At 62.2% G+C, this 23,356-nt stretch carries 22 protein-coding genes and 1 pseudogene; 13 read left to right on the forward strand and 10 right to left on the reverse strand.

Features of this window, described 5'->3' with window-relative positions; all coding sequences use genetic code 11:
- The first annotated feature begins 75 nt into the window (after positions 1 to 75).
- Positions 76 to 477 (forward strand): RidA family protein, encoded by a 402-nt coding sequence (locus tag HU715_RS12725; protein WP_186710727.1) that lies wholly within the window; start codon positions 76 to 78, stop codon positions 475 to 477.
- An 84-nt stretch (positions 478 to 561) separates the two neighbouring features.
- Here the strand turns inward: HU715_RS12725 and HU715_RS12730 are convergent, their stop codons facing one another.
- The 4 genes from HU715_RS12730 to HU715_RS12745 all read right to left on the reverse strand — a co-directional run bounded on the left by HU715_RS12730 (position 562) and on the right by HU715_RS12745 (position 3,582).
- Positions 562 to 1,041, reverse strand: coding sequence for a VOC family protein (locus HU715_RS12730; RefSeq protein WP_186710725.1), 480 nt, complete (start codon positions 1,039 to 1,041; stop codon positions 562 to 564).
- 69 nt (positions 1,042 to 1,110) lie between these two features.
- Positions 1,111 to 2,412 carry an Nramp family divalent metal transporter gene (locus HU715_RS12735; RefSeq protein WP_186710723.1) on the reverse strand — a complete coding sequence of 434 codons (1,302 nt, stop codon included), beginning with the start codon at positions 2,410 to 2,412 and terminating at the stop codon, positions 1,111 to 1,113.
- Positions 2,413 to 2,564: 152 nt separating this feature from the next.
- A complete protein-coding gene (locus HU715_RS12740) occupies positions 2,565 to 2,801 on the reverse strand; it encodes a hypothetical protein (protein WP_186710719.1) in 237 nt (78 codons plus the stop codon).
- Positions 2,794 to 3,582 carry an MlaA family lipoprotein gene (locus HU715_RS12745; RefSeq protein ID WP_186710717.1) on the reverse strand — a complete coding sequence of 263 codons (789 nt, stop codon included), beginning with the start codon at positions 3,580 to 3,582 and terminating at the stop codon, positions 2,794 to 2,796. The genes HU715_RS12740 and HU715_RS12745 overlap by 8 nt, the downstream gene beginning before the upstream one ends.
- Before the next feature lie 339 nt (positions 3,583 to 3,921).
- On the opposite strand from HU715_RS12745, the gene HU715_RS12750 reads away from it, so the two are divergent.
- From HU715_RS12750 to kefC, 4 genes are all read left to right on the forward strand, one after another.
- Entirely contained in the window at positions 3,922 to 4,632 is a 711-nt protein-coding gene (locus HU715_RS12750; RefSeq protein WP_186710715.1) for a response regulator, read from the forward strand.
- Positions 4,629 to 5,975 (forward strand): ATP-binding protein, encoded by a 1,347-nt coding sequence (locus HU715_RS12755; RefSeq protein ID WP_186710713.1) that lies wholly within the window; start codon positions 4,629 to 4,631, stop codon positions 5,973 to 5,975. The genes HU715_RS12750 and HU715_RS12755 overlap by 4 nt, the downstream gene beginning before the upstream one ends.
- Positions 5,976 to 6,154: 179 nt before the next feature.
- The gene (kefF, locus tag HU715_RS12760) at positions 6,155 to 6,676 is read left to right on the forward strand and encodes a glutathione-regulated potassium-efflux system oxidoreductase KefF (RefSeq protein WP_186710711.1); all 522 of its coding nucleotides are present in this window, start codon (positions 6,155 to 6,157) and stop codon (positions 6,674 to 6,676) included.
- 1 nt (position 6,677) lies between these two features.
- Positions 6,678 to 8,504: a glutathione-regulated potassium-efflux system protein KefC gene (kefC, locus tag HU715_RS12765; protein WP_186710709.1), complete on the forward strand. Its 1,827-nt coding sequence runs from the start codon at positions 6,678 to 6,680 to the stop codon at positions 8,502 to 8,504.
- 6 nt (positions 8,505 to 8,510) lie between these two features.
- On the opposite strand, the gene HU715_RS12770 is transcribed toward kefC, so the two are convergent.
- On the reverse strand, positions 8,511 to 9,479 hold the full coding sequence (locus HU715_RS12770) for a GlxA family transcriptional regulator (RefSeq protein WP_186710707.1): 969 nt from the start codon (positions 9,477 to 9,479) through the stop codon (positions 8,511 to 8,513).
- A gap of 91 nt (positions 9,480 to 9,570) precedes the next feature.
- On the opposite strand from HU715_RS12770, the gene HU715_RS12775 reads away from it, so the two are divergent.
- Positions 9,571 to 10,353 carry an MBL fold metallo-hydrolase gene (locus HU715_RS12775; RefSeq protein WP_186710705.1) on the forward strand — a complete coding sequence of 261 codons (783 nt, stop codon included), beginning with the start codon at positions 9,571 to 9,573 and terminating at the stop codon, positions 10,351 to 10,353.
- Here the strand turns inward: HU715_RS12775 and HU715_RS12780 are convergent.
- Positions 10,350 to 11,210 carry an aldo/keto reductase family oxidoreductase gene (locus tag HU715_RS12780; protein ID WP_186710703.1) on the reverse strand — a complete coding sequence of 287 codons (861 nt, stop codon included), beginning with the start codon at positions 11,208 to 11,210 and terminating at the stop codon, positions 10,350 to 10,352. The two genes, HU715_RS12775 and HU715_RS12780, sit on opposite strands and share 4 nt — an antisense overlap.
- A gap of 100 nt (positions 11,211 to 11,310) precedes the next feature.
- Between HU715_RS12780 and HU715_RS12785 the strand changes: the two genes are divergently transcribed.
- The 6 genes and pseudogenes from HU715_RS12785 (at position 11,311) to HU715_RS12805 (ending at position 18,078) form a co-directional block, all read left to right on the forward strand.
- Positions 11,311 to 12,267: a LysR family transcriptional regulator gene (locus HU715_RS12785; RefSeq protein ID WP_186710701.1), complete on the forward strand. Its 957-nt coding sequence runs from the start codon at positions 11,311 to 11,313 to the stop codon at positions 12,265 to 12,267.
- Positions 12,268 to 13,362: 1,095 nt separating this feature from the next.
- A complete protein-coding gene (locus HU715_RS12790; RefSeq protein ID WP_186710233.1) occupies positions 13,363 to 14,046 on the forward strand; it encodes an SOS response-associated peptidase family protein in 684 nt (227 codons plus the stop codon).
- Positions 14,047 to 14,063: 17 nt separating this feature from the next.
- The gene (locus HU715_RS12795; RefSeq protein WP_186710230.1) at positions 14,064 to 14,945 is read left to right on the forward strand and encodes an NmrA family NAD(P)-binding protein; all 882 of its coding nucleotides are present in this window, start codon (positions 14,064 to 14,066) and stop codon (positions 14,943 to 14,945) included.
- Positions 14,946 to 15,018: 73 nt separating this feature from the next.
- Complete coding sequence (locus HU715_RS12800) at positions 15,019 to 15,399, forward strand: RidA family protein (RefSeq protein WP_186710229.1); 381 nt, start codon at positions 15,019 to 15,021, stop codon at positions 15,397 to 15,399.
- A gap of 527 nt (positions 15,400 to 15,926) precedes the next feature.
- Positions 15,927 to 16,025, forward strand: a pseudogene (locus HU715_RS27665) (DUF6124 family protein); the annotation flags it as partial.
- A 289-nt stretch (positions 16,026 to 16,314) separates the two neighbouring features.
- Positions 16,315 to 18,078: an L-lactate permease gene (locus tag HU715_RS12805; RefSeq protein WP_186710228.1), complete on the forward strand. Its 1,764-nt coding sequence runs from the start codon at positions 16,315 to 16,317 to the stop codon at positions 18,076 to 18,078.
- A 149-nt stretch (positions 18,079 to 18,227) separates the two neighbouring features.
- Here the strand turns inward: HU715_RS12805 and HU715_RS12810 are convergent, their stop codons facing one another.
- Positions 18,228 to 18,563: a hypothetical protein gene (locus HU715_RS12810; RefSeq protein ID WP_186710227.1), complete on the reverse strand. Its 336-nt coding sequence runs from the start codon at positions 18,561 to 18,563 to the stop codon at positions 18,228 to 18,230.
- A 246-nt stretch (positions 18,564 to 18,809) separates the two neighbouring features.
- Between HU715_RS12810 and HU715_RS12815 the strand changes: the two genes are divergently transcribed.
- Entirely contained in the window at positions 18,810 to 19,466 is a 657-nt protein-coding gene (locus HU715_RS12815) for a polysaccharide lyase family 7 protein (protein WP_186710223.1), read from the forward strand.
- 18 nt (positions 19,467 to 19,484) lie between these two features.
- On the opposite strand, the gene HU715_RS12820 is transcribed toward HU715_RS12815, so the two are convergent.
- The 3 genes from HU715_RS12820 to HU715_RS12830 form a co-directional block, all read right to left on the reverse strand.
- Positions 19,485 to 20,717, reverse strand: coding sequence for a nucleoside permease (locus HU715_RS12820; protein WP_186710221.1), 1,233 nt, complete (start codon positions 20,715 to 20,717; stop codon positions 19,485 to 19,487).
- A gap of 256 nt (positions 20,718 to 20,973) precedes the next feature.
- A complete protein-coding gene (locus HU715_RS12825) occupies positions 20,974 to 22,065 on the reverse strand; it encodes a sugar phosphate isomerase/epimerase family protein (protein WP_346343482.1) in 1,092 nt (363 codons plus the stop codon).
- Positions 22,062 to 23,237 (reverse strand): Gfo/Idh/MocA family protein, encoded by a 1,176-nt coding sequence (locus HU715_RS12830; protein WP_186710217.1) that lies wholly within the window; start codon positions 23,235 to 23,237, stop codon positions 22,062 to 22,064. The genes HU715_RS12825 and HU715_RS12830 overlap by 4 nt, the downstream gene beginning before the upstream one ends.
- Positions 23,238 to 23,356 lie beyond the last annotated feature (119 nt).

Here is a 23,356-nt window from a genome sequence, read left to right on the forward strand (position 1 = left end):
TTGCTCGTTTATCGCCCGGATACAAGCCCCTAGAGTGAGTTCATCGTTTGGAACCACTTTTTGATGGAGGTATTCATGACACAGCGTGATGTGGTTTTTCCGCCTGGACGCCAGGCACTGTATGAGCGCAATCGCTATTCGCCGGCGATTCGTTCCAATGGTTTCCTGTTCGTCTCCGGGCAAGTCGGCAGCACCGACGACGGTTCGCCAGAGCCGGACCTGGAGGCTCAGGTCCGGCTGGCGTTCAACAACCTGAAGGCGATCCTCGCCGCGGCCGATTGCAGTTTTGACGATGTGGTGGACGTGACAGTGTTCATGGTCGATCCCGAGTCGATCTTCGAACGGGTCTGGAGCGTCGTGCCCGAATTCTGGGGCAACGCACCGCATCCGACACTGACGGCGGTGGGGGTGACGTGGCTGTATGGTTTTCAGTTTGAGATCAAGGTGATTGCCAGGGTGCCTGAGGCCGCCCTATAGGTGAGCTTGCATCAGGGTTGACTGTACCGCCGTCATCGCGAGCAGGCTCGCTCCCACAAGAAAATGATGGTGGTGATTCGCCGGCTAGCCTTTCACCGCCGCTTCAATCGCGGCAATGTCGATCTTGGTCATGGTCATCATCGCTTCGAAGGCCCGCTTGGCCACGGCTTTGTCAGGACTGCCGACCGCTTCAAGCAACACCCGCGGGCTGATCTGCCACGACAAACCCCACTTGTCCTTGCACCAGCCACAAGCGCTTGCCTGGCCGCCGTTGTCGATGATGGCGTTCCACAAACGGTCCGTTTCGGCCTGGTCTTCAGTTGTAATCTGGAATGAAAAGGCCTCGTTGTGCTTGAACACCGGCCCGCCGTTGAGGCCGATGCAGGGGATGCCGATCACCGTGAAATCAACGGTGATCACATCGCCCTCCTTGCCCGACGGATAATCACTTGGGGCATGGTAGACAGCGTTCACCGCGCTGTCGGGAAAGGTTTTTGCGTAGAACCGCGCAGCTTCCTCGGCGTTGCCGTCGTACCAGAGGCAGATCCTGTTTTTATTGTTCATTCCGCTTCTCCGAAAGGGACTGGACGATAAAGTCTAGCAGTCCCCCCGAACGTTGCAGATGGCCGGGCCTCAGGTAAACAGATCGACCCCCAACTGGAACGCAACCCACAATGCCAGGCCTGTAGCAAACACCAGCGCGATGTTCTCGAACAGGTTGTTGCGGTATTCCTTGCCCAGCAAGGACTTCTGGTTGGACATGATCAAAAGGCCCAGGGAAATCACTGGCAAGCCGACGATGTTCAGCGCGTTGACGCCGATGGTCAGCGTGACGAAGTCCGGCATGCCCGGCAGCGACCAGATCAGTGGCGTCACCAGGATGAACAGCATGAACCATTTGTGCATCGGGTCACGGTGGAACTCTTTGCCGTAACGCTCCCGGCGCTCGGGGCGCACATGCTGGAAGGCGTCGGTGATGAGCATCGGGAACGCCGTGGTCTTGCCCGAAATGCTGGCGAACAGCGTGGCGAACACACCCACGAAGAATACGTACCAACCGATCGGACCAAAGAATATTTCCAGGGCCTTGCCCAGGTCGCCCAGGGTTTTGACCTCGATGCCGTTGGGTCGCAGGATTTCCGCGCCGACGATCCAGATGGCCAGGTTGATGATGATCCCGACAAACACCGCAAACAGCAGGTCGTTGCGCTGGATACGCTTGTGCTCAGGTCCTACCCAGCCCTTCTGGCGCATCACATACGGATGAACGAAGTTGGCGATGGAACCGGCCACTGCGCCGATCACCGAGACGGCCACCAACAGCGCGCCATGCACGCCTTCATCGGGCGGAATGCTGAAGCCGATGGTGCCTTTGACGATGCCGGCGACATCCGGGCCGGACATCACCGCCAGGGCCAGGAACGCCAGCGTCATGATCGCCAGCAGGCCTTTCATCACGCCTTCGATCATCGAATAGATATTGCGCCCGACGAGCATCCACACCGCCAATACCACCGCCACCGAACACAGCAGCGGGTAGTCGATCTTGAGCAGCATGGCCAGGGCCTCACCGGCCCCCTTGATCATGTAGGCATTCATCAGGTGCCCCATGAGCAGCGCATACACCAGCAGGAACCAGGCGAAAAACGGATTGAGCTGGGCATACCCCTGCAGGATGGTCATGCCCTGGTTATTGCAGAGCTGGAAACGCGCGATGATATTGACGATCAGGTAGCGCAGCAGCAGAGAGACCGCCAGCACCCACATCATCGCGTAGCCGTAGTTCGCGCCGGCCACGGAGGACGTGATGAGATCGCCGGCGCCCAGCCAGGAAAGAACGGCGATGATGCCGGGGCCGAGAAGCTTCAGCAGGCGTACGAAACGGCCTTGCACGGGCGCCGCAGCTTGTTCCTCAGCGGTAGGAATGCTCGTCATGGGTGAATCTCCGTTTATTTTTTTTGTAAGAAACGGCCACAGTCGAACATATTAGATACGACGTCGTACAACCATTATTAATCCGTAATTATGTATAAATATTTCACGGCATTTGCGCTCAAAATGCCGTTGTATTAAGCAGCAAATTGCCACTAACCCCTCATCTGTTCGCCGTTATCGATCATCCAGCGCACTATCGCCGCCAACGGCACCCGATGTTGCCGTAGGGCGCACCAACCGAGACGTTGATGGCGATACAGCTCGACATAATGGTTGAGCAGCACGTGGCTACCGTCCTCGGCCAACCGCAGTTCCACCTCACGGCAATGCAATGCATCCGGCTGGAGCAAACGCATTCGCCGATGCAAGACCAGCGCCTCGTTACTCATCAGCGGCCCCTTCCTCCTGGCATTGCGGATTGTCCTCCACCACCGACCCCAACTTGCCCTGGGCGACAAGATCGGCACGCCGCTGCGCCGTGGCATCGCGAAGGGCCGCGTAGTAGTCCGCTTCGGTCTGCAATTGATCGGTGGTTGGCAACGCCTCGGCACGGCCATCGACAATGCCGCCGACGGTGTTGATCGTGCCCAGGGTCTCGACCGTGCTGCTGTTGTCGCCGAACGGGTCGACGGCAAAGCTCAGCACTTTACCCGTCGCATCCCGCAGGTTGGCGCTGCCCAGCAGTGGCAGTTCCAGGATGGGCCCAGGGGCTAGGTTCCAGACGCCGAAGGTCTGGCCGAAGTCGGCCTTGTGGCGCTCGATGCCCAGTTTGCCCGACACGTCGATCAGCCCGACGATGCCCGCCGTGGAGTTGATGACGAAACGGCCCAGTGTGTTGACCGAGCGCTGGGCATTGCCTTGCAGCAAGTCGTTGATGAACACCTTGGGCTCGCCGAAGTTCGCCACGAAGTTGTGCACCCCGGCCTGGAACATCTCCGGCAGCTTGCGATAACCACGGGCCACCGGTGCCAGTGCGTAGTCATCCACGGTTCGGTTGAAGGCGAAGATGCCACGGTTGACGGGTTCGGCGGGATCGTAAACGGTGTAGGTCGCGCTTTCACACGAGCCTGGTTTTGCGGCTGGCGTGCTGGAGCAACCACTGGCGAGTGCCGCCAATACAACCACGACGGTGGAGCGAACGAACAACGGAGCGGGCTTGGTGATCGGCATACGGGGTTATCTCGGCGAGGAATGGGATGCTGCATAGGCCGGTCAAAAAGCCAAACACCACCCTCTGTGGCGAGGGAGCTTGCTCCCGCTGGGGCGCGAAGCGGCCCTAAAAAGCGGTGAGCGCTTCGCACTCAAGCGGGAGCAAGCTCCCTCGCCACGGGTTCAGCGTTGGCTGGCTGTTCAACTGACCGACATCAAGGCCATCCTGCCGCCGTTTTTTTGCCCACAGATTTCCACAATATTGCCCGCCGGCAACTTTGTTTCCGGGTTGAAATATATGACGCAGGCCCTGGATTGCCCCTAGTATTCCCCTTGTATTCATTACCCTGCGTGCCCACCGTGAGCCATTTACTACTGGTGGACGATGACCTCGAAGTCCTCGCCCTCTTGCGCAAATTCCTCGAACAACATGGCTATAGCGTTGACGTGGCCGCCGACGGCAATGCCCTGTGGCAAGCGGTGGAACGCCAAGTGCCGGACCTGATCATCCTCGACGTCATGTTGCCGGGGGACAACGGCCTGGTGCTGTGCCAACGGCTGCGGGCCGAGCACACGGTCGGCATCATCATGCTCACCGCCATGGGTGAATTGAGCGACCGCGTCGTCGGCCTGGAGCTGGGAGCGGACGATTACCTGACCAAGCCGTTCGACGCCCGGGAGTTGTTGGCCCGGGTGCGTGCCGTGCTGCGGCGCACCGGTGAAGCCAGGGCCACGCTGAACGACTCATCCCGGCCAATCCTGGAGTTCGAAAACTGGCAGCTGGACGTCACCCGCCGCGAATTGCGCTCACCGGAGAAGGTCATGATCCCGCTGTCCAGCGGCGAGTTCGAATTGCTGCTGGTGTTTGCCGAACACCCGCGCCGGGTGCTGACGCGCCAGCAGTTGCTGGACCTGGCCCGTGGGGAAACCTTCGAGGCGTTCGATCGCAGCATCGACGTCCAGGTCAGCCGCCTGCGACGCAAGTTGGAAACCGACATCCCCGGCGCCTCGATGATTCGCACCGTGCGTAACAGCGGCTATCTGTTCAGCCCCCACGTGGTGAAGCGATGAAGCGCTCGCGCCCAGGCATTCGTCGACCAAGGGACACGGTGGCGCGCTGGATCGCCCTGACCACCATGATCGCCATGCTGACCCTGCTCGCCCTCAACGAGCTGTTCAGCCTGCTGGCCGGTGCCTGGGCGCGCCCTCCCCTGATGGAAACCGGCCTGATGGAAAGGGCCGCCACCATCACCCGCATCATCGACTCCGTCGCCGCTGAACAACGGCCGGCGATTGCCAAGGCCGCGAGCAACCAGGCATTCAACGCGCAATGGCTACAACGCCATGAGGAGGCCCGGCTACCGGTGATCGATGACCCGGAATTCAGCGAAGGCTCGGCGCTCCTGCGCCAGCAATTGGGCCGACCGGACGCCAGGATCGAAGCCTACGAACCGGCCGACTGGCCAGCCAACCAAGCGGATGCGCGCTACGCGGTGATCATCGAACTGGCCGACCATTCCTGGGTGATTTTCTCCGTGCCATCGCGCAGTTGGGGGCTGGGCGAATGGGCGCGCAACCTGATCATCATCGCGCTGATCCTGCTCTCGACGTTTATCGTCGCGCTGATCGCCACCCGGCACTTGGCCGCACCGCTGGAACGCTTTGCCGAAGGTGCGCGGCGCTTTGGCGTCGACCACCAGGCGCCGCCGATTCCGGTCATCGGCCCCCACGAAATCCGCCAGGCGATCCTCGCGTTCAACGCCATGCAGGCCCAGCTCAAGCACTTCCTGCAGGACCGCACGCAGATGCTCGCGGCCATCTCCCATGACCTGCGCGCACCGTTGACCCGCATGCGCCTGCGCGGGGAGTTCATCGAGGATGCCGAGCAGCAATCGCGCCTGTTCCGGGACGTGGATGAAATGCAGGCGATGGTCAATTGCGCCCTGGAGTTTTTCCGCGACGATGCCCGGCTGGAACATGCCACCGCGTTCGACCTGGCCGAACTGCTGCACACCATCGTCGATGACCTCAAGGACGCTGGCACCGAGGTCGCATTCGAAGGCGCCCAGCGCTTCGTGTACGTCGGCCGGCCCATCGGCATCAAGCGTGCCTTGGTCAACCTGATCGACAACGCGATCAAGTATGGCGGCGAGCCGACGGTTCGGCTCCAAGCCGACGCCCACCGGGTGGACATTCGCATCCTCGACCGTGGGCCGGGCATCGATGCCCAACACCTTGAGCAGGTCTTCACGCCGTTCTTTCGCATCGAAGGCTCGCGCAACAAGCACACCGGCGGCGTCGGGCTGGGCCTGTCGGCGGCCCGGGCGACGGTACTGGAGCATGGCGGGACACTGACCCTGAGGAATCGCAAGGGTGGCGGGTTGGAGGCCAGGGTCTCGCTGCCGCTTGGCTGAAGTGTCCCGATGTATCGATCCGCGCTAAACAATCAGCGCCTTCCTCGGTAGGATGTCCGGCCTTTCCGGCCTCGACCCTGCATGGGAAGGCGCTCTTGTTTGTATCGCTCGGCTCCATGTGCCATCGCTCGCGCTCACGACAGACAAGAATCGACGGAGCCAAACCAAGGAATTCACCGATGATTCTTATCATTTATGCGCACCCCTACCCTGACAAATCGCGGGTCAACCAGCAGATGCTCAAGCGAGTATCCAGCAATCCGGACGTGGTCATACGTTCGCTGTATGCGCTTTATCCCAACTTCGATATCGATGTCGAAGCGGAACAACGCGCAGTGGAACAAGCGGAGCTGGTCGTCCTCCAGCACCCGATGTACTGGTACAGCACCCCGCCGCTGCTGAAACTGTGGATCGATAAAGTCTTCACCCACGGCTGGGCCTATGGCAAAGGCGCCACGGTGCTCAAGGACAAGCGGTTGCTGTGGGCCGTGACCACGGGTGGCGAACAGGATCATTTCCAGATCGGCGCCTACCCGGGTTTTTCGGCGTTGGCCCAACCCCTCCACGCCACGGCCATTTATTGCGGCATGCGCTGGCTGGAACCCGTTGCCGTGCATGGCGCGTATGCCGCCGACTCCGAGGCCCAACGCGCCCAAATCGAACATTACGGCGAACGCCTGGCCGCCTGGAAGGGAAATTGAGATGGAGACGCACAGCCTGATTGAAATGCTGATCTACCTGGCCTCGGCGACGCTGATCGTACCGATTGCCGTTCGGTTCGGCCTGGGCCCGGTGCTGGGTTACCTGCTGGCCGGGTGCATCATCGGCCCGTGGGGGCTGAAGCTGATTACCGATGTAAAGGCGATTCTGGAGTTCGCTGAAATCGGCGTGGTGCTGATGCTGTTCATCATCGGCCTTGAACTCGATCCCAAGCGGCTCTGGGCCCTGCGCCGGATGGTCTTCGGCGGCGGCGCCTTGCAGATGCTCGCCTGCGGCGGCGCGATCGCAACGTTCTGCGCGGCCCTGGGCCTGAACTGGACGGCGGCGCTGCTGGTCGGCCTGACCCTGAGCCTGTCCTCCACGGCCATCGCCATGCAGGCCATGAGCGAACGCAACCTGACCGCCACCGCCGTCGGCCGCAGCAGTTTTGCCGTGCTGCTGTTCCAGGACATCGCCGCCATTCCCTTGGTGGCGATGATTCCGTTGTTGTCGGCCCACGGCGACACGCCTTCGGGCACCGCGCTGTTGCTGTCGATTGGCAAAATCGTCGCCGCCATCGCCATCGTCGTACTGCTGGGGCGCTACGTGACGCGACCGCTGCTGCGCTTCGCCGCACGCTCAGGCTTGCGCGAGATTTTCAGCGCCGTCGCACTTTTCCTGGTGTTCGGCTTCGGCTTCCTGCTGGAGGAAGCCGGCTTGTCGATGGCCATGGGCGCATTCCTCGCCGGCGTGCTGCTGGCCAGTTCCGAATACCGCCATGCCCTGGAAAGCGACATCGAGCCGTTCAAGGGCCTGCTGCTGGGTCTGTTTTTCATCGGCGTCGGCATGTCGATCGATTTCGGCACGTTGATCAACGCACCGCTGAAAGTCATCACCCTGACCCTGGGTTTCATCCTGATCAAGTTGCTGGTGATCAAGACCATCAGCCGCTTCTTGAATGTCCCTGCCGGCCAGCGTTCCTGGCAAGCGGTGTTGCTGGGCCAGGGCAGCGAATTCGCCTTCGTGGTGTTCGGTGCCGCGACGCTGGCCGGGATCCTGACCGACCAATGGGGCAAGAGCCTGACCCTGGCGGTGGCGTTGTCCATGTGCCTGACGCCTTTGCTGATCCTGCTGCTGGATCGCTTCGAGTCCGTCACCCAGAAAAACAAGCGCGAATCCGACCTCGTCGACCAGCAGAATCCCCGCGTGATCATCGCTGGCTTCGGCCGCTTCGGGCAGATCGCCGGACGCCTGCTGATGTCCTGCGGCGTCGACGTGGTGGTTCTGGACCACGACCCTGACAACATCGAGACGCTGCGCAAATTCGGCGTGAAAGTCTTTTATGGCGATGCCACGCGCCTCGACTTGCTGCATGCAGCCGGCGCCGCCCAAGCGACGGTCTTGATCAACGCCATCGACAACCAGGAAGACAACCTGACACTGACTCGACTGGCCCAGGAGCATTTCCCGGCGTTGCAGTTGATCGTACGGGCGCGGGACATGGGCCACCTCATCATCCTGCGGCAGATGGGCGTGGAGGCGGCCGAGCGGGAGACATTCGAGAGCGCGCTGTCCTTAGGTCGCAGCGCGCTGGAGCGCATGGGCGTCGGGGCTTACGAAGCGCGTGAGCGCGCGGATCAGTTCCGCCGATTGAACCTCAAGATGCTGGAGGAAATCGTCGCCCAGCCGGAAGACGACCTCAAGTTCCGGCATGACGCCTACCGCCGCGCCAATGCGCTGCTCACGGAGATGTTCAACGAAGACCGTGCCCACCCCGTGGACAACTGGCCGGAACACCATCGCAACGAAACCGACAAGACGCCGGGCTGACCGACGTCACACACGCCCGAACTTGCGCCGGTATGCCATCGGCGTCAGCCCGGTCAGCGCCTTGAACATGCGCTGCAAGTTGGAGCTGCTGCTGAAACCCAGCTCGGCGCCGATGCTGGCGAGGGGCAGCGAGGTCAACGTCAGGCGCTCGCTGACCTGGTTCAACTTGATGCGCCGGGCGTAGGCCGCGACGGCCTGCCCCGTTTCACGACTGACCTTGCGCGCCAAGGTGCGCTCGGACACCGCCAGCGCGCTTGCCAGGGCCTGCACGGTGATCCCCTCGGCCGGCATCTGCTCGATCAACCCATGCAACTGCCGCAACCATCCGTTGGGTTGCTCGATCAGCGTGCTGCCCTGGAACGCCGCATGGGGAATGGCCGGACGCGGTAGCACCATGAGCCGGGTGATGTCGCGCAGGACGTCGCTGCTGACGCTGCGCTCGATGAGTTGTTCGGCGATGGGCAGGTAGCCGTTCACCCCGGACGCGGTCGCCGTGCGCGCGTTGAACACGCAGTTCTGTTCGCTTTGCCAATGAACCTTTCGGTATTGCTGTTGCATCGCTTGCGCCAGCCACCAGGTCACCGTCGCGCCCTGCCCGTCCAATCGACCGCTGGCGGCCAGCACGCAGACACCGGTGCAATAGGACCAGAGCTGCAGTGCTCGGGCTTGCTTCGACAACGCGCTCAAAAGGGCTGTCTGCTCGGTCAGGACGGCATTCACCTGCTCGGCCGATTCGGCCCAGAAACCGGGAACCAGGACCGCATCCAGCCCGGCGTTTTCCAGGGCCGCTTCCGCGTGCAGGGTCACGCCATGGGCGCACACCACCGGCCCGGCCTGCAACGCGATGTAGCGTGCCTCGAACAGCGCACGCCCTCGCCTGCGGTTGGCGGCGTGCAGCAGATCGGCAAAGGCGAACAGGCCGGCAGGCATGCAGTCGGGAAACAGGAGCAGACCGATGCGGAGTTTTTGGGTCATGGCATAAAACGAATCAAAGATGTCAGATCCGGCCATTATGCACACCGGACCGGATCGGCACCATGAAGCGCTCGCTCAACAGGAACGCCTCATGAATATCCAGCAGATCCGTAACGCCACCATCCTTCTTGAATTCGGCCCGTATCGCGTGCTCGTCGACCCAATGCTGGCGGACAAGGGCACGCTGCCGCCGCTTCGACTGTTTGGTGCCAACCAGCGCAATCCGCTGGTGGCGCTTCCGGCGTCAACAGCGAAGGACCTGGAGACGGTCACGCACTGCCTGATCACCCACTGCCAGAAAGGCCATTTCGATCATCTGGACCGCGCGGCCAAGCGCTGGCTGAGGGAAAGACAGATCCCCGTCATCTGCACACCCCATGACGCCCCGTACCTGGCCAAGCGTGGCTTGAACGTCCAGCCACTTGCCCAGGCACATGACCAATCCAACCCCTTCCTCGGCGGCACCATTCGCTCCGTGAGATGCACCCATGGGCTGGGCCTGGTGGGCAAGTTGATGGAGCATGGGGTCGGCTACCTGATCGAGTTGCCCGGCGAACCGAGTGTCTACCTCACCGGCGACACCGTGCTCACCCCCACCGTGCGCGAATTCGTCTTGCGCCACCAGCCGCAGGTCAGCGTGGTGCCGGCAGGCGGGGCACGGTTCGATATCGGCGGCGACATCATCATGGGCATCGACGAGACGCTGGAATTCACCCGCCTGAGCCGTGGGACCGTGGTGGCCAATCACCTGGAAGCGATCAGCCATTGCCCGACGACCCGCAAGGCCTTGGCCGAGGCTGCCGCACTGGCCGGTGTCGCAAGCCGGTTGTTGATACCGGAGGATGGCGAGACGTTGGTGTTCCAGGCGGCCTAGATTGCATCCAGCTCGGCGAGCAGTTGCGCAGGAATCGTCAGCGCACTCGCCGAGAGGTTTTCCCGCAGGTGCGCCACGGACGATGTGCCGGGAATCAACAGGATATTCGGCGCGCGTTGCAGCAACCACGCCAGGGCCACGCACAGCGGTGACACCTGCAAGCGCGCCGCCACGCTGGACAGGGTTTCCGATTGCAGTGGCGTAAACCCACCCAGCGGGAAGAATGGCACATAGGCGATGCCCTGCCGGCCCAAGTCGGCGATGAGTTGTTCATCGTCGCGATGGGTCAGGTTGTAGTGGTTCTGCACGCAGACCACCTTCGCAATGCCCTGGGCCTCCCTGACCTGTGCGGCTGTGACGTTGCTCAGGCCCAAGTGGCGGATCAGGCCTTGGCGCTGCAGCTCGGCCAGTGCCGTGAAGGATGCCTCGATGGAGTCTTCGGTGGGCGAATGCAGGTCGCCCCACACACGCAGGTTGACCACGTCCAGGACTTCCACGTCGAGGTTGCGCAGATTATCGTGGACCGCACGGGTCAATTCGGCGGGGCTGTGGGCCGGGTTCCAGGACGCGTCGGCACCGCGCACGGCGCCGACCTTGGTCACGATGACCAAGTCCTGGGCGTAAGGGTGCAGCGCTTCACGGATCAGCTGGTTGGTGACATGGGGCCCGTAGAAATCAGCGGTGTCGATGTGGTTGACCCCGCTCGCCAACGCTTCGCGCAGCACGGCGACGGCGGCGGCCGGGTCTTTCGGCGGGCCGAAGACCTGGGGCCCCGCCAACTGCATCGCGCCATAGCCCATGCGATTGACCGTGCGCTCGCCCAATAAAAAGTTGCCCGCCTTGTATGCAATGTTCATCTCGTAGCCCTCGGATCGATGTGAGTGGGCCGACTATAGGCGTTGACCATTCCCGTGATAATCAGGTGCAATCAGCACGGGTTGTACGGTGGAGAGAACAATGGCGACGGATATTCAAGACTTGCTGGCCTTCGTGGCGGTGGTCAATGCGAAGGGCTTTCGTGAAGGCGCGCGGTTGAGCGGCAAGTCCGCGTCGAGCCTCAGCGATGCCGTACGGCGGATGGAAAGCCGGCTCGGCGTGCGCCTGCTCAACCGCACCACCCGCAGCGTGGTGCCGACCGAGGCCGGCGCCCGGTTGATGGAGCGCATCGTGCCGGCCCTGGGCGAAGTCGAGGCGGCGATGGACGTGGTCAACGATTTTCGCGACCGCCCTTCGGGCACCCTCAGGCTGAACGTGCCCGTCAGCGCTGCCCGGCTGGTGTTGCCGGCGATTATCACGCCGTTCCTGAAAAGCTACCCCGACATCCGCCTGGAAGTGGTCACCGAAGAGAGTTTCGTCGACATGCTGGCCGCTGGCTGTGACGCCGGCATTCGCTACGACGAACGCCTGGAGCAAGACATGATCGCCATCCCCATCGGCCCGCGGTTCCAGCGCTTCGCCACGGCCGCGGCCCCGGCGTACCTCGACGCCCGGGGCCGCCCCGAACATCCACGGGACCTGCTGGGGCACGCCTGCCTGACGGGCAAGTTTCCCAGCGGCGCCTTGCCCTTGTGGGAATACGAACGTGACGGCGAAACCGTGAGCGTCGACCCGAGCGGCCCGTTGATCGTGCGCATCGGCGGCGCCATGGACCTGGCGGTGCAGGCGGCGGTGGATGGGCTGGGCATTGTCCACCTGTTCGAGGACTGGCTACGGCCCCACCTGGACAGCGGCGCCCTCGAACCGGTGCTCGAACCCTGGTGGCAACGCTTCACCGGGCCGTTCCTCTACTACCCCGGGCGGCGCTACTTGCCTTCGCCGTTGAGGGCGTTTATAGACTTCATCCATGCACAACGCCGTGGGAGCGAGCCTGCTGCTCGCGAAGGCGGCGGTACATTCAGCATTGATGCAAGCTGATCCACCGCTTTCGCGAGCAGGCTCGCTCCCACCGGGGGCTTGGCGGTGTAGCTGAAAATCCTGACCCACCACAACTCCATTGTGGGAGCGGGCTTGCTCGCGAAGGCGGCGGTACATTCAGCATTGATACAAGCTGATCCACCGCTTTCGCGAGCAGGCTGCTCCCACAGGGGCTCGGCGGTGTAGCTGAGAATCCTGACCCACCACAACTCCATTGTGGGAGCGAGCCTGCTCGCGAAGACGGCGGCACATTCAGCATTGATACAAGCTGACACACCGTTTTCGCGAGCAAGCCCGCTCCCACAGGGGCTCGGCGGTGTAGCTAAAAATCCTGCCCCACCACAACTCCATTGTGGGAGCGGGCTTGCTCGCGAAGGCGCCGGCACATTCAGCATTGATGCAAGCTGATCCACCGCTTTCGCGAGCAGGCTCGCTCCCACAGGGGGCTCGGCGGTGTAGCTGAGAATCCTGCCCCACCACAACTCCACTGTGGGAGCGGGCTTGCTCGCGAAGGCGCCGGCACATTCAGCATTGATGCAAGCTGATCCACCGCTTTCGCGAGCAGGCTCGCTCCCACAGGGGGCTTGGCGGTGTAGCTGAAAATCCTGACCCACCACAACTCCATTGTGGGAGCGGGCTTGCTCGCGAAGGCGGCGGCACATTCAGCATTGATGCAAGCTGATCCACCGCTTTCGCGAGCAGGCTCGCTCCCACAGGGGCTCGGCGGTGTAGCTGAGAATCCTGCCCCACCACAACTCCATTGTGGGAGCGGGCTTGCTCGCGAAGGCGCCGGCACATTCAGCATTGATGCAATCTGATCCACCGCTTTCGCGAGCAGGCTCGCTCCCACAGGGGGCTCGGCGGTGTAGCTGAGACCTGACCCGCCACAATTCCACTGTGGGAGCGAGCCTGCTCGCGATGGCGTCAGTGCATCCACCCCAATTGCCCGCTCGTCTCCCCGCCGCGAGGATTTTCGAACCAAGCATTTCGCCACGGGTTCGGACCTACATGACACCGCTGAAAGCCACGGCAACCGGGGTTTGAACGGCGGGTACATCAAGGCTTCTTTGCGTTTCTCTGCCGGGAGTGTTCGTTATGTGTGACGGTCTGGTTCAACACGTTTCTTCAAAAGATTCCCTGGCGTATTTCGCCCAGCGAGACACCTCCGGCAGCCGTTTCGGTACATCCGTCACGCCCCTGGACCTGTACGAAACAACGCCGCCCAAGGCTCAGGAGCGGCACAGCCTGGTCAAGCCGAACATGCAGGTCAGCGCCATTCGCCGTCGCGGCGGGCACTTGGAATGCATCAAGGTTCGCTGGGGCTGGTCGCCGATCTGGTCGGTGGGCACCATGCCGCCGCTGACGCACCTGCCCTTGCACCTGGTCATGCGTTCCAAAGTCTTCGATCCCATCAAGCACGAAGGCCGCGTACTGGTCGCCGTGGAGGGCTGGTATGAGTCGCAAGCACCCGCCTCGCCGTCCCAGGCGCCACGCCTCGCCTACCTGACCGCTCGGCAATCGGCGCCGATTTTCCTGGCCGCCCTGGCCCAGGCCAGCGAGACCCCGTTTGGTTGTGACGGCTTGGCCCTGGTGACCTATGGCGACATCGCCAACCAGCAACAACGGGTCCTGGCCTTCAGCGCCGACGACGCTCTCGACTGGCTGGAGCCCGATCTGGGATGGGAACAGGCACAACAACTGGTCGCACGCCTGAACGGCACGCAACCGCCCCTTGAACCGGCGCAAACCACCCAACGTCCGGCCCAGGGTGGCCTTTGATTCCAGGAGATGAAGCCATGTACGTGATCATGGGCGCCACCGGCCACGTTGGATCGGCCACGGCCCGGGCCTTGCTGGCGCCAGGGCATGCCGTGATGGTCATGACCCGCAATGCCAGCCACGCCGCTGAATGGCACGCCAGGGGCACTCAAATCGTCGAAGCCGATGCTGAAGATGTCGAGTCATTGCGTGCCGCCTTTCGGCTCGGGCGCAGGGCCTTCATTCTCAACCCGCCCGCCGCACCCAGTACCGATACCGACGCGGTGGAACGGCGCACGGTCGCCAACATCCTCGCGGCCCTTGACGGCTCGGGGCTGGAGAAAATCGTCGTGCAATCCACCGCCGGCGCCCAGCCCGGTGAGCGCATCGGTGATCTCAGCGTCTTGTGGGAACTGGAAGAAGGCGTGCGCAACCAGTCGATCCCGGCGGCGATCAATCGCGGGGCTTACTACATGAGTAACTGGGACAACCTGCTCGACACCGTCCGCGAGACCGGCAAGCTGCCCACGCTGTTCCCCGCCGACCTGGCGTTTCCCATGGTGGCGCCCCGGGACTTGGGCGAGGTCGCCGCCGCGCGCTTGCTTTCGCCGATTGACGACGTTGGCGTGCGTCATGTGCAAGGGCCTCGCCTGTATTCGCCCAACGATGTGGCACAGGCGTTTTCCCAGGCACTCGGCCGGCCGGTCGAGGTCCAGGTGATCCCCAGGGACCAATGGGAAAGCCATTTCCGGAGCCTCGGCTTCAGCCCCGCTGCGGCGCAATCCTATGCGCGCATGAGCGCCGTCAGCCTCGACAGCGGCTTCGAGGTGGGCGACGACGCGGCCCTGCACGGCACCACGACGCTGGAGGCCTACATCCAGGCGCTGGTGCAAAACCATGGCCTGGAAACGCACGGCTAAAGGAATGCAGGAACGGCGCGGCAATGGACGGTAAACTGCGGCGGTCCTTTTTCTTTCCTGCATGAGGCTTTGCATGAGCAACCCAGACATCACGTTTATTCCAGATCCGGACGCCGATTCGATTTCCTCCGACGTCGCCGGCTTCGGCGGCCTGCTGGTTTCCACGCAAATCCCCACCCGCGCCGACGGCAGCCTGGAACTGGGCGACATCACGCTGCAGAGCGAATGCACGTTGCAAGCCCTCAAGGCCGCCTTGGAGGGTGCCGGCAGTTCCATGGACCGGGTGTTGCACCTGACCATCTACCTGACCGACATGGCCGATCGCGCCGCGTTCAACGAGGTCTACAAACGCTTCTTCACCAAACCCTGGCCGGTTCGCGCCGCCGTGGGCGTGGCATCGTTGGCGGTCGAGGGGATGAAGGTGGAAGTGACGGCGATGGCGGCGAAGGGTTAAGCGGACGCACTGCACCGTTGTAGCGCTGCACTGCTTTTGTGGCGAGGGAGCTTGCTCCCGCTGGACTGCGAAGCAGGCCCAAGTTTTTTTGCTCAATGCAGAAATTTTGGGGCGGCTTCGCCACCCAGCGGGAGCAAGCTCCCTCGCCACAGGTGTTTTATTAACCCAGGTCCCCCGTCCAGCGGGAGACCTTGTTTATCCCGATGTAGGAACGTTCGGGTTCGGGCTACGTTGTCTTGCGCCGTTACCTACAACTACGCCAGAATCCGCCGGCTTGTGCGCCTGAAGGTCGGACTTTGTCGTTTCCCCGTCGCTGATAAATCAGCGATCGGGTTTAGCGATCCGACTCAACACAGACGCAACAATGCCCAGTCTCGATTGCAGTCTTTACGTCTGCAACTCGCTTTATGGTGGCTGTGCGTGGGAGACCTTCTGGTCTACCCGGGGTTTCTGTGACCCGGATCGCTAACCTGCGTACAGCCGCCACCTTTACTTGTTTAGCGATAGGTCGTGGTGGCTCAACCAATCAAGGCTCAAGACGCCACATTGCCCTGGGTGTCCAGCAATTGATCGAACTGAGCGCAATGCTGGCGAACCGTGCATTGGATAACGTCGAAGCACGTTAGCCGATCCCCCTTGAAACTGGCCTCTGAGGAACAACGCCCAGAGACCAGCGCGAACCCGCTTTTGTGGCGAGGGAGCTTGCTCCCGCTGGACCGGTCCGACGCCTCGGGCGCAGCAGGCCCAGGTTCATTGTTTCAGCACAAATTCTTAGGGCGGCTTCGCCACCCAGCGGGAGCAAGCTCCCTCGTCACAGGGGTTTGCCTGGCAATCGCTTAACAAATCCCCGCCTATACTTCTCTGCCACCCCCCCCCGGGGCCTGCACTTCCAACAATAAAAAGCAGAGGTGGAACATGGTCTGGCAACAAGTCTACGATCCCTTCGGTAATGCGGTGCTGTCGACGCTCCTGGCGGCGGTTCCGGTGGTGGTGATGCTGGCGTCCCTGGCGTTCTTTCATGTCAAGGCGCACCTGGCGGCGTTGTACGCCCTGGCCTCGGCCTTGCTGATCGCGATCTTCGCCTTCGGCATGCCCGCCGACATGGCCGGTTCGGCGGCGTTGTATGGCGCGGCCAACGGCCTGCTGCCCATCGGCTGGATTGTCCTCAACATCATTTTCCTGCACCGGCTGACCACCGAAAACGGCTCGTTCAAGGTCCTGCAGGACTCCCTCGCGCGCATCACCGACGACCGGCGCCTGCAACTGCTGCTGATCGCCTTTTGTTTTGGCGCGTTCTTCGAAGGCGCGGCGGGCTTCGGCACGCCGGTGGCGGTGACCGGCGCGATCCTGATCGGGCTGGGATTTTCCCCCTTGGCCGCCTCGGGCCTGGCACTGATCGCCAACACCGCGCCGGTGGCGTTCGGCGCCCTCGGCACGCCCATCATCACCCTGGCCAAAGTCACCGGGCTGGATGAAATGGAATTGTCGATGATGGTCGGTCGGCAGTTGCCGTTTTTCTCGGTGCTGGTGCCGTTCTGGTTGATCTGGGCCTTCGCCGGGTGGCGCAAGATGCTGGAGGTCTGGCCGGCAATCCTGGTGGCCGGCGTCAGCTTCGCCATCCCGCAGTTCCTGGTGTCCAACTACCACGGGCCGATGCTGGTGGATGTCATCGCCGCGTTGATCTCCATGGCCTGCCTCACCGGTTTCCTCAAGGTCTGGAAACCGGCCACGGTGCATACGTCCGCGGCGCTGACGGGGCGCCACGACGACTCGAAGATCGACGCGAGCGAGCAGCAGCAACCGGTCAGCACCGGCGCTTTCGGCAGTGACAATCGCCCCGCCGTGCTGCGTGCGTGGATGCCCTGGATCATCCTCACGGTATTCGTCTTCGCCTGGGGCACCCAGGGCTTCAAGAATCTGTTCGACACCCGCCCGGCACTGGACCCGCAAACCCAATCGGCCAAGCTCGACCCCCAAGGCAAGCCGATGCGCGAGGCCAACCCGATCTTCTCGCCACTGGTGACCTTCGGCACCATCCACCAGCAGATCGAAAAAGTCCCGCCCGTGGTCCCGCAGCCGAAAACCGAGGAAGCGGTCTACAAGTTCAACTGGTTCACCGCCACGGGCAGCGGCATCTTCCTGGCGGCGATTCTCGGTGGCTTGCTGATGGGCTACTCCATCCCGCAACTGGTGCGCCACTACCTGCGAACGCTGTGGGTGGTGCGCTACTCGCTGATCACCATCGTGGCGATGCTGGCGCTGGGGTTCCTCACGCGTTATTCAGGCCTGGACGCGACCATGGGCCTGGCTTTCGCCGCCACGGGCATTTTCTATCCGATGTTCGGCACCCTGCTGGGCTGGCTCGGCGTGGCGCTGACCGGTTCGGACACGGCGTCCAACGTGTTGTTCGGCGGTTTGCAACGGGTGACGGCGGAACAGTTGGGCATCAGCCCGGTGCTGATGGCCGCGGCCAACAGTTCTGGTGGGGTGATGGGGAAAATGGTCGACGCCCAGTCGATCGTGGTCGCCTCCACCGCGACCCGTTGGTACGGCCACGAAGGCGAAATCCTGCGCTACGTGTTTTTCCACTCGGTGGTCTTGGCGATCCTGGTGGGCGGGCTGGTGACGTTGCAGGCGTATGTCGAGCCGTTCACGCATATGGTGGTGGGCGGACGTTGACCGAGGATCGGGCATGATCGGGCTGTTGTGGCGAGGGAGCTTGCTCCCGCTGGGCTGCGTAGCAGCCCTTGTTTTGCGATTGCTGCGCAATCGAGCGGGAGCAAGCTCCCTCGCCACGGGTAAGCACGCTTACCTTTAACGCTTGGGTGTTACTGAACGCTTTTCAGCTTGACCACATCACCGGACACCGAGGTGGTGTAGCCGGTCAGGACCCAGGCCCAGAACCAGTTTTCCTGGACTTGGGTGTTGATCATGGCGTCGCCGCCCTTGGCCTTGATCGCGGCGGTCTGGGCGCGCACGAAACGGTTGTTCTGCTGGATCGGGATCAGACCGAACAGCAGCAGGCCGGTGGCCTTGGCTTCACTGTGGCCGACAACGGTGTATTGGGTGCTGTCGTATTGCTGGGTTTTCATCGGGGTGCCGGTGCAACCCGCCAAGGCCAGGCCGAACACTGCGCACGCAACAACTTTACTGATGTGATTCATTTGACGCTCCATGGGAAGACGCCCGGGATCCGTCTCTCGGGCGGCGCGTACTCTAACCGATCAGTAATAAATTGACACACCATAATCCGCCCAATTCAGTGCCCGAGAGGCTCATCGCAGAGCCATCCGTCAGGTGCGCCTCCAGCGAAACAGACCCTCGTCGATAACATGAAAACTACGCCACGGAAGGCCGTTCTTTGTCTTGACGGCCGCCAGGTAACGGCCGCTCCCGTTGGAGGATTTCATATGATTGACGTGACTGTCTGGAGCGTAACCCTGCCGGTGCAAACGCCGGCGCAGGTCGTGGCGACCAAAGCCATGCCGACCTTGAAGAACAAGTATTTCGACAATAACGGCCAGAGGATCATCTTCTGGGCGCCCGTCACCGGCTCCCATACCGGTAACAGCAAATACCCGCGTTCCGAACTGCGGGAAACCAGCCGGGACGGGAAACACCGCAACTGGCGCTACAACAGCGCCATCAATACCCTCAAGGGCGAGCTGTCGGTGAACCAGGTGCCTTCCGAAGGCCGTGTGGTGGTGGCGCAGATTCACGCCAAGGATGCGCCGACGCCCTTGTTGAAACTGGTGTACCGCTACGAAAAGGGCATCGGCAATATCGATGTGGAATACCGGTTCAAACCCAAGGACAAGAAAAGCCCGGTGATCTACACCGTGCCCAAGGTGCCGTTGAACAAATCCTTCTCGTATACGCTGCAAATGGACAAGCAAGGCCAGCTCTCGGTGCTGATCGGCAAGAGCGGTAAACAGGTGAAGTTGGACAAGTCCTGGCAAGGCTACAACTTCTATTTCAAGGCCGGCGTCTACACCTTGGATAACAAGGGCTATTCCAATGAAGGCGGGAAAGTGACCTACACTAAACTGAGCGCCAGTCACAAATGACTGACGCTCAGCCCCGCTTCAAGCCTTTGATGGCGTGGCGAGCGCCTGCTGGCCACGGAAGGTAAACACAAAGCCGACCAACACCAGCAGCGCGAAACCGGCCGGGAACAGCCAGATGCTCTGCCAATCATGCCCACCGGCCACGACAAAGTGATCGGTCACCTGCCCCGCCACCCAGAAACCGATCAGCATCCCCACACCATAAGTCGCCAAGGTAATCAGGCCCTGGGCCGAGCTGCGGAAGCGCTCCGGTGCCTTGGCGTCGGTGTAGATCTGCCCCGAGACAAAAAAGAAGTCGTAGCAGATGCCGTGCAGGGCAATGCCGGTGAACAGCATGAACGCCAGGTCGCCGTTATTGCCGTAGGCAAACAATACGTAGCGCAACGCCCACGCCAGCATGCCCACCAGCAGCGCCAGCTTGATGCCGAAGCGCTGGATGAACAGCGGCAACAGCAACATGAACAGCACTTCCGAGACCTGCCCGATGGCCATCTTCGCCGTGGGGTTGGTCATGCCGGTTTCGGCCAGGAACGGGTTGGCATTCTGGTAATAGAACGCCAAGGGAATGCAGATCAGGATCGAGGCGATGAAAAACACCAGGTAACTGCGATCCTTCAACAGCCCCAACGCATCCAGCCCCAGCAGTTGCTTGACGCCGCCAGCGCTGGCCTGTTCCTTGAGCGGTGCCGTGGCCGGCAGCGTGAAGCTGTAGAGCCCGAGGACCAGGGACGCGATGGCGGCCATCAAGAATGTATTGCGCAAGCCGCCAGCCGCGATCGCTTCGCGCGAATCCCAGGCGAACACGAAGCTGATCACCACGCCGGCGACGATCCAGCCAAGGGTGCCCCACACCCGGATGCGAGAGAACTCCAGCGCCGGGTCGCGCATCTGCCGGAACGCCACCGAATTGACCAGGGCCAGCGTTGGCATGTAGACCACCATGTACACCAGCACGTACGGGTAGAACACGCTGAAATCCGCCGCTGAATACAGCTGATACAGCAACACCGCGCCAAGCAGGTGCAGCACCGCCAGGATCCGTTCGGCGTTGAAGAAGCGGTCGGCGATCAGGCCGATGACGAATGGCGCAATGATCGCCCCCCACGATTGCGTGGAGAAGGCCATGCCGATCTGCCCACCGCTGGCGCCCAGGGTGCTGGACAGAAAGGTGCCGAGGGTGACGAACCAGCCGCCCCAGATAAAGAATTGCAGGAACATCATCACGCTCAGGCGTGCATTCATCGTGGTCATGACAGTCACCGTTTTATTGTTGTTCTTGTAAAAATGAAAAGCTTGCACAGCGCTTGTGGCCTGCTTTTGTAACTTGCTTTTGTAACCTGCTTTTGTGGCCTGCTTTTTATGGCCTGCTTTTGTGGCGAGGGAGCTTGCTCCCGCTCGGCTGCGCAGCAGTCGTAAAACCTCCTGACGCGGTGCTTCTGGAAAACCGCGCCAGCGCATTTGGGGCCGCTTCGCAGCCCAGCGGGAGCAAGCTCCCTCGCCACAGGGGTTACGCTTTTGGTATTGGTGGCAAACCCAACAACCGCCGATTGGAGTCCTCATCCGCCGTGACGCTGGCGAAATCATCGAACGCCTTGCCGGTCTTGCTGATCATGTGCCGCTGGATGAACGCCGCCCCTTCAGCAGCCCCCTGTTGCGAATCCTTCAGGCAACATTCCCATTCCAGGACCGCCCAACCGCTGAAATCGTATTGGGTCAGCTTGCTGAAGATCGATTTGAAATCGATCTGGCCGTCACCCAATGAACGGAACCGCCCGGGGCGATCGACCCAGCCCTGGTAGCCGCCGTACACGCCGGAACGGGCATCGGGGCGAAATTCGGCGTCCTTGACGTGAAACATGCGGATGCGTTCGTGGTAGCGGTCGATGAAACCCAGGTAGTCCATCTGTTGCAGCAGCAGATGGCTGGGGTCGTAGAGAATCGCCGCCCGTGGGTGATGATCCACCGCCTCCAGGAAGCGCTCGAACGAGGCCCCGTCGTGGAGGTCTTCGCCGGGGTGAATTTCGTAGCACAGGTCCACCCCCGCCGCGTCGAAGCAATCGAGAATCGGCAACCAGCGCCGGGCCAGCTCGGCAAAGCCCTGCTCCACCAAACCCGCCGGGCGTTGCGGCCACGGATAGACATACGGCCACAACAGCGCTCCGGAAAACGTCGCATGGGCCTTCAAGCCGAGACGCTGGCTGGCGCGGGCGGCCAGCTTGAGTTGCTCGATCGCCCACTCGGTCCGCGCTTGGGGCTGGCCACGCACATGGGCCGGGGCGAAGTCATCGAACAGCGCGTCGAACGCCGGGTGCACCGCCACCAACTGGCCTTGCAGGTGCGTCGATAACTCGCTGATCTCCACACCGGCCTGGGCACAGGTGGCCTTGAGTTCATCGCAATAATCCTGGCTCTCGGCGGCCCGGGCCAGATCGATGTATTGCGTGCCCGAGGTCGGCACTTGAATGGCTTTGTAGCCTTGCGAAGCGGCCCACTGGGCAATGTTGGCCAGGGTGTCGAACGGGGCCTCGGCAGACATGAACTGCGCCAGGAAAATACCGGGGCCGCGCAGGCCGCTCGGTGTTGGGTCGGGGGTATTCACAACAAGGATGCTCCAGTTTGTACGGCGGTCCATTTCGCCTCGCCGCGGTGGTTGAGGATGGCGGCCTCGATGAACGCCATGCCCCGCAAACCGGTCTCGATGCCGGGTACGCCTGGGGCGTCAGGGCCTTCGGCATGGCTGCGAATGGCCTGGGCGAAATCGCCATAGAGGTTGGCCATGGCTTCCAGGTAACCCTCGGGATGCCCGGCCGGCAGACGCATGCGACGTTGAGCCGCCTCGCACAGCCACGGCTGGCCGACACCGCTGCGCAGGATGCGCAAGGGTTGGTCGAAGGCGCGATGGATCAGGCTCGCCGGTTCTTCCTGGCGCCACTCCAAGGCGCCCTTGTCGCCGTAGACACGAATCTTCAGCGGGTTCTCTTCGCCGGTGCAGACTTGGCTGGCGATCAACACACCGCTGGCACCGCCCGCCATCTTGAACAGCATCGCCGCGTCGTCGTCCAACTGCCGGCCCGGGACATGGGTGCCCAACGCCGCGCACAGCTGCTGGATCGGCTGGTCGGCGACGAACTCGGCCAGGGAAAACGCATGGGTGCCGATGTCGCCGATGCAGCCGCCCAGGCCGGACTGCGAAGGGTCGTCACGCCACTCGGCCTGTTTGTTGCCCTGGGCGGCGACATCCTGGCTGAGCCAGCCTTGGGGGTATTCGACCAGCACTTTGCGCACCGCGCCGATCACACCCGCACGCACCATGTCCCGGGCCTGCCACACCATGGGATAGCCCAGGTAGGTGTGGGCCAGGCCATAGAGGCAACGGCTGCCTTGCAGCACTTGCTTGAGGGCGAGCAACTCCTTGAGGTCCAGGGCGGCGGGCTTCTCGCTGAACACATGGAAACCGGCTTTCAAGGCCTGGCTGGCAATGGGTGCGTGAAGGTGATTGGGCGTGACGATCACCAGCAATTCCATGCGCTGGTCAAGCGGCAGCAACGCTTCGGTGTCGAGCATCTGCTGCCAGTCGTGGTAGCAACGCGACGCCGTCAGGCCCAGGGCCGCGCCGGTTTGCCGAGTGTTGTGAGGGTCGCGGCTGAACGCGCCGCACACCAGCTCGAAACCGCCATCCAGGCCCGCCGCCTGACGATGGGCCTGGCCGATGAACGCGCCCTCTCCACCGCCGACGAAGCCCATTCTTATTTTCGGTGCCACAGGATTCATCGCGATTCTCTTCTTGTCAGGATGCAGATGTAACCGGTTACATCATGGCGGAAATCTAGGCTCAGTTTCCCTCCGTGTCAAACCCAGAAGGTCACGCCTGAACATTTGTCAGGCGCCCA

Origin of the sequence: Pseudomonas zanjanensis (assembly GCF_014268745.2) — a bacterium.
Classification (GTDB): domain Bacteria; phylum Pseudomonadota; class Gammaproteobacteria; order Pseudomonadales; family Pseudomonadaceae; genus Aquipseudomonas; species Aquipseudomonas zanjanensis.

Excerpts from the sequence above, each read along its gene's own strand:
- HU715_RS12755 (WP_186710713.1), top strand. The coding sequence starts at position 4,629 with ATGAAGCGCTCGCGCCCAGGCATTCGTCGACCAAGGGACACGGTGGCG.
- HU715_RS12735 (WP_186710723.1), bottom strand. The coding sequence starts at position 2,412 with ATGACGAGCATTCCTACCGCTGAGGAACAAGCTGCGGCGCCCGTGCAA.
- HU715_RS12745 (WP_186710717.1), bottom strand. The coding sequence starts at position 3,582 with ATGCCGATCACCAAGCCCGCTCCGTTGTTCGTTCGCTCCACCGTCGTG.
- HU715_RS12775 (WP_186710705.1), top strand. The coding sequence starts at position 9,571 with ATGAATATCCAGCAGATCCGTAACGCCACCATCCTTCTTGAATTCGGC.
- HU715_RS12770 (WP_186710707.1), bottom strand. The coding sequence starts at position 9,479 with ATGACCCAAAAACTCCGCATCGGTCTGCTCCTGTTTCCCGACTGCATG.
- HU715_RS12810 (WP_186710227.1), bottom strand. The coding sequence starts at position 18,563 with ATGAATCACATCAGTAAAGTTGTTGCGTGCGCAGTGTTCGGCCTGGCC.
- kefC (WP_186710709.1), top strand. The coding sequence starts at position 6,678 with ATGGAGACGCACAGCCTGATTGAAATGCTGATCTACCTGGCCTCGGCG.
- HU715_RS12730 (WP_186710725.1), bottom strand. The coding sequence starts at position 1,041 with ATGAACAATAAAAACAGGATCTGCCTCTGGTACGACGGCAACGCCGAG.
- HU715_RS12785 (WP_186710701.1), top strand. The coding sequence starts at position 11,311 with ATGGCGACGGATATTCAAGACTTGCTGGCCTTCGTGGCGGTGGTCAAT.
- HU715_RS12820 (WP_186710221.1), bottom strand. The coding sequence starts at position 20,717 with ATGACCACGATGAATGCACGCCTGAGCGTGATGATGTTCCTGCAATTC.
- kefF (WP_186710711.1), top strand. The coding sequence starts at position 6,155 with ATGATTCTTATCATTTATGCGCACCCCTACCCTGACAAATCGCGGGTC.
- HU715_RS12800 (WP_186710229.1), top strand. The coding sequence starts at position 15,019 with ATGAGCAACCCAGACATCACGTTTATTCCAGATCCGGACGCCGATTCG.
- HU715_RS12790 (WP_186710233.1), top strand. The coding sequence starts at position 13,363 with ATGTGTGACGGTCTGGTTCAACACGTTTCTTCAAAAGATTCCCTGGCG.
- HU715_RS12740 (WP_186710719.1), bottom strand. The coding sequence starts at position 2,801 with ATGAGTAACGAGGCGCTGGTCTTGCATCGGCGAATGCGTTTGCTCCAG.
- HU715_RS12780 (WP_186710703.1), bottom strand. The coding sequence starts at position 11,210 with ATGAACATTGCATACAAGGCGGGCAACTTTTTATTGGGCGAGCGCACG.
- HU715_RS12830 (WP_186710217.1), bottom strand. The coding sequence starts at position 23,237 with ATGAATCCTGTGGCACCGAAAATAAGAATGGGCTTCGTCGGCGGTGGA.
- HU715_RS12795 (WP_186710230.1), top strand. The coding sequence starts at position 14,064 with ATGTACGTGATCATGGGCGCCACCGGCCACGTTGGATCGGCCACGGCC.
- HU715_RS12815 (WP_186710223.1), top strand. The coding sequence starts at position 18,810 with ATGATTGACGTGACTGTCTGGAGCGTAACCCTGCCGGTGCAAACGCCG.
- HU715_RS12725 (WP_186710727.1), top strand. The coding sequence starts at position 76 with ATGACACAGCGTGATGTGGTTTTTCCGCCTGGACGCCAGGCACTGTAT.
- HU715_RS12805 (WP_186710228.1), top strand. The coding sequence starts at position 16,315 with ATGGTCTGGCAACAAGTCTACGATCCCTTCGGTAATGCGGTGCTGTCG.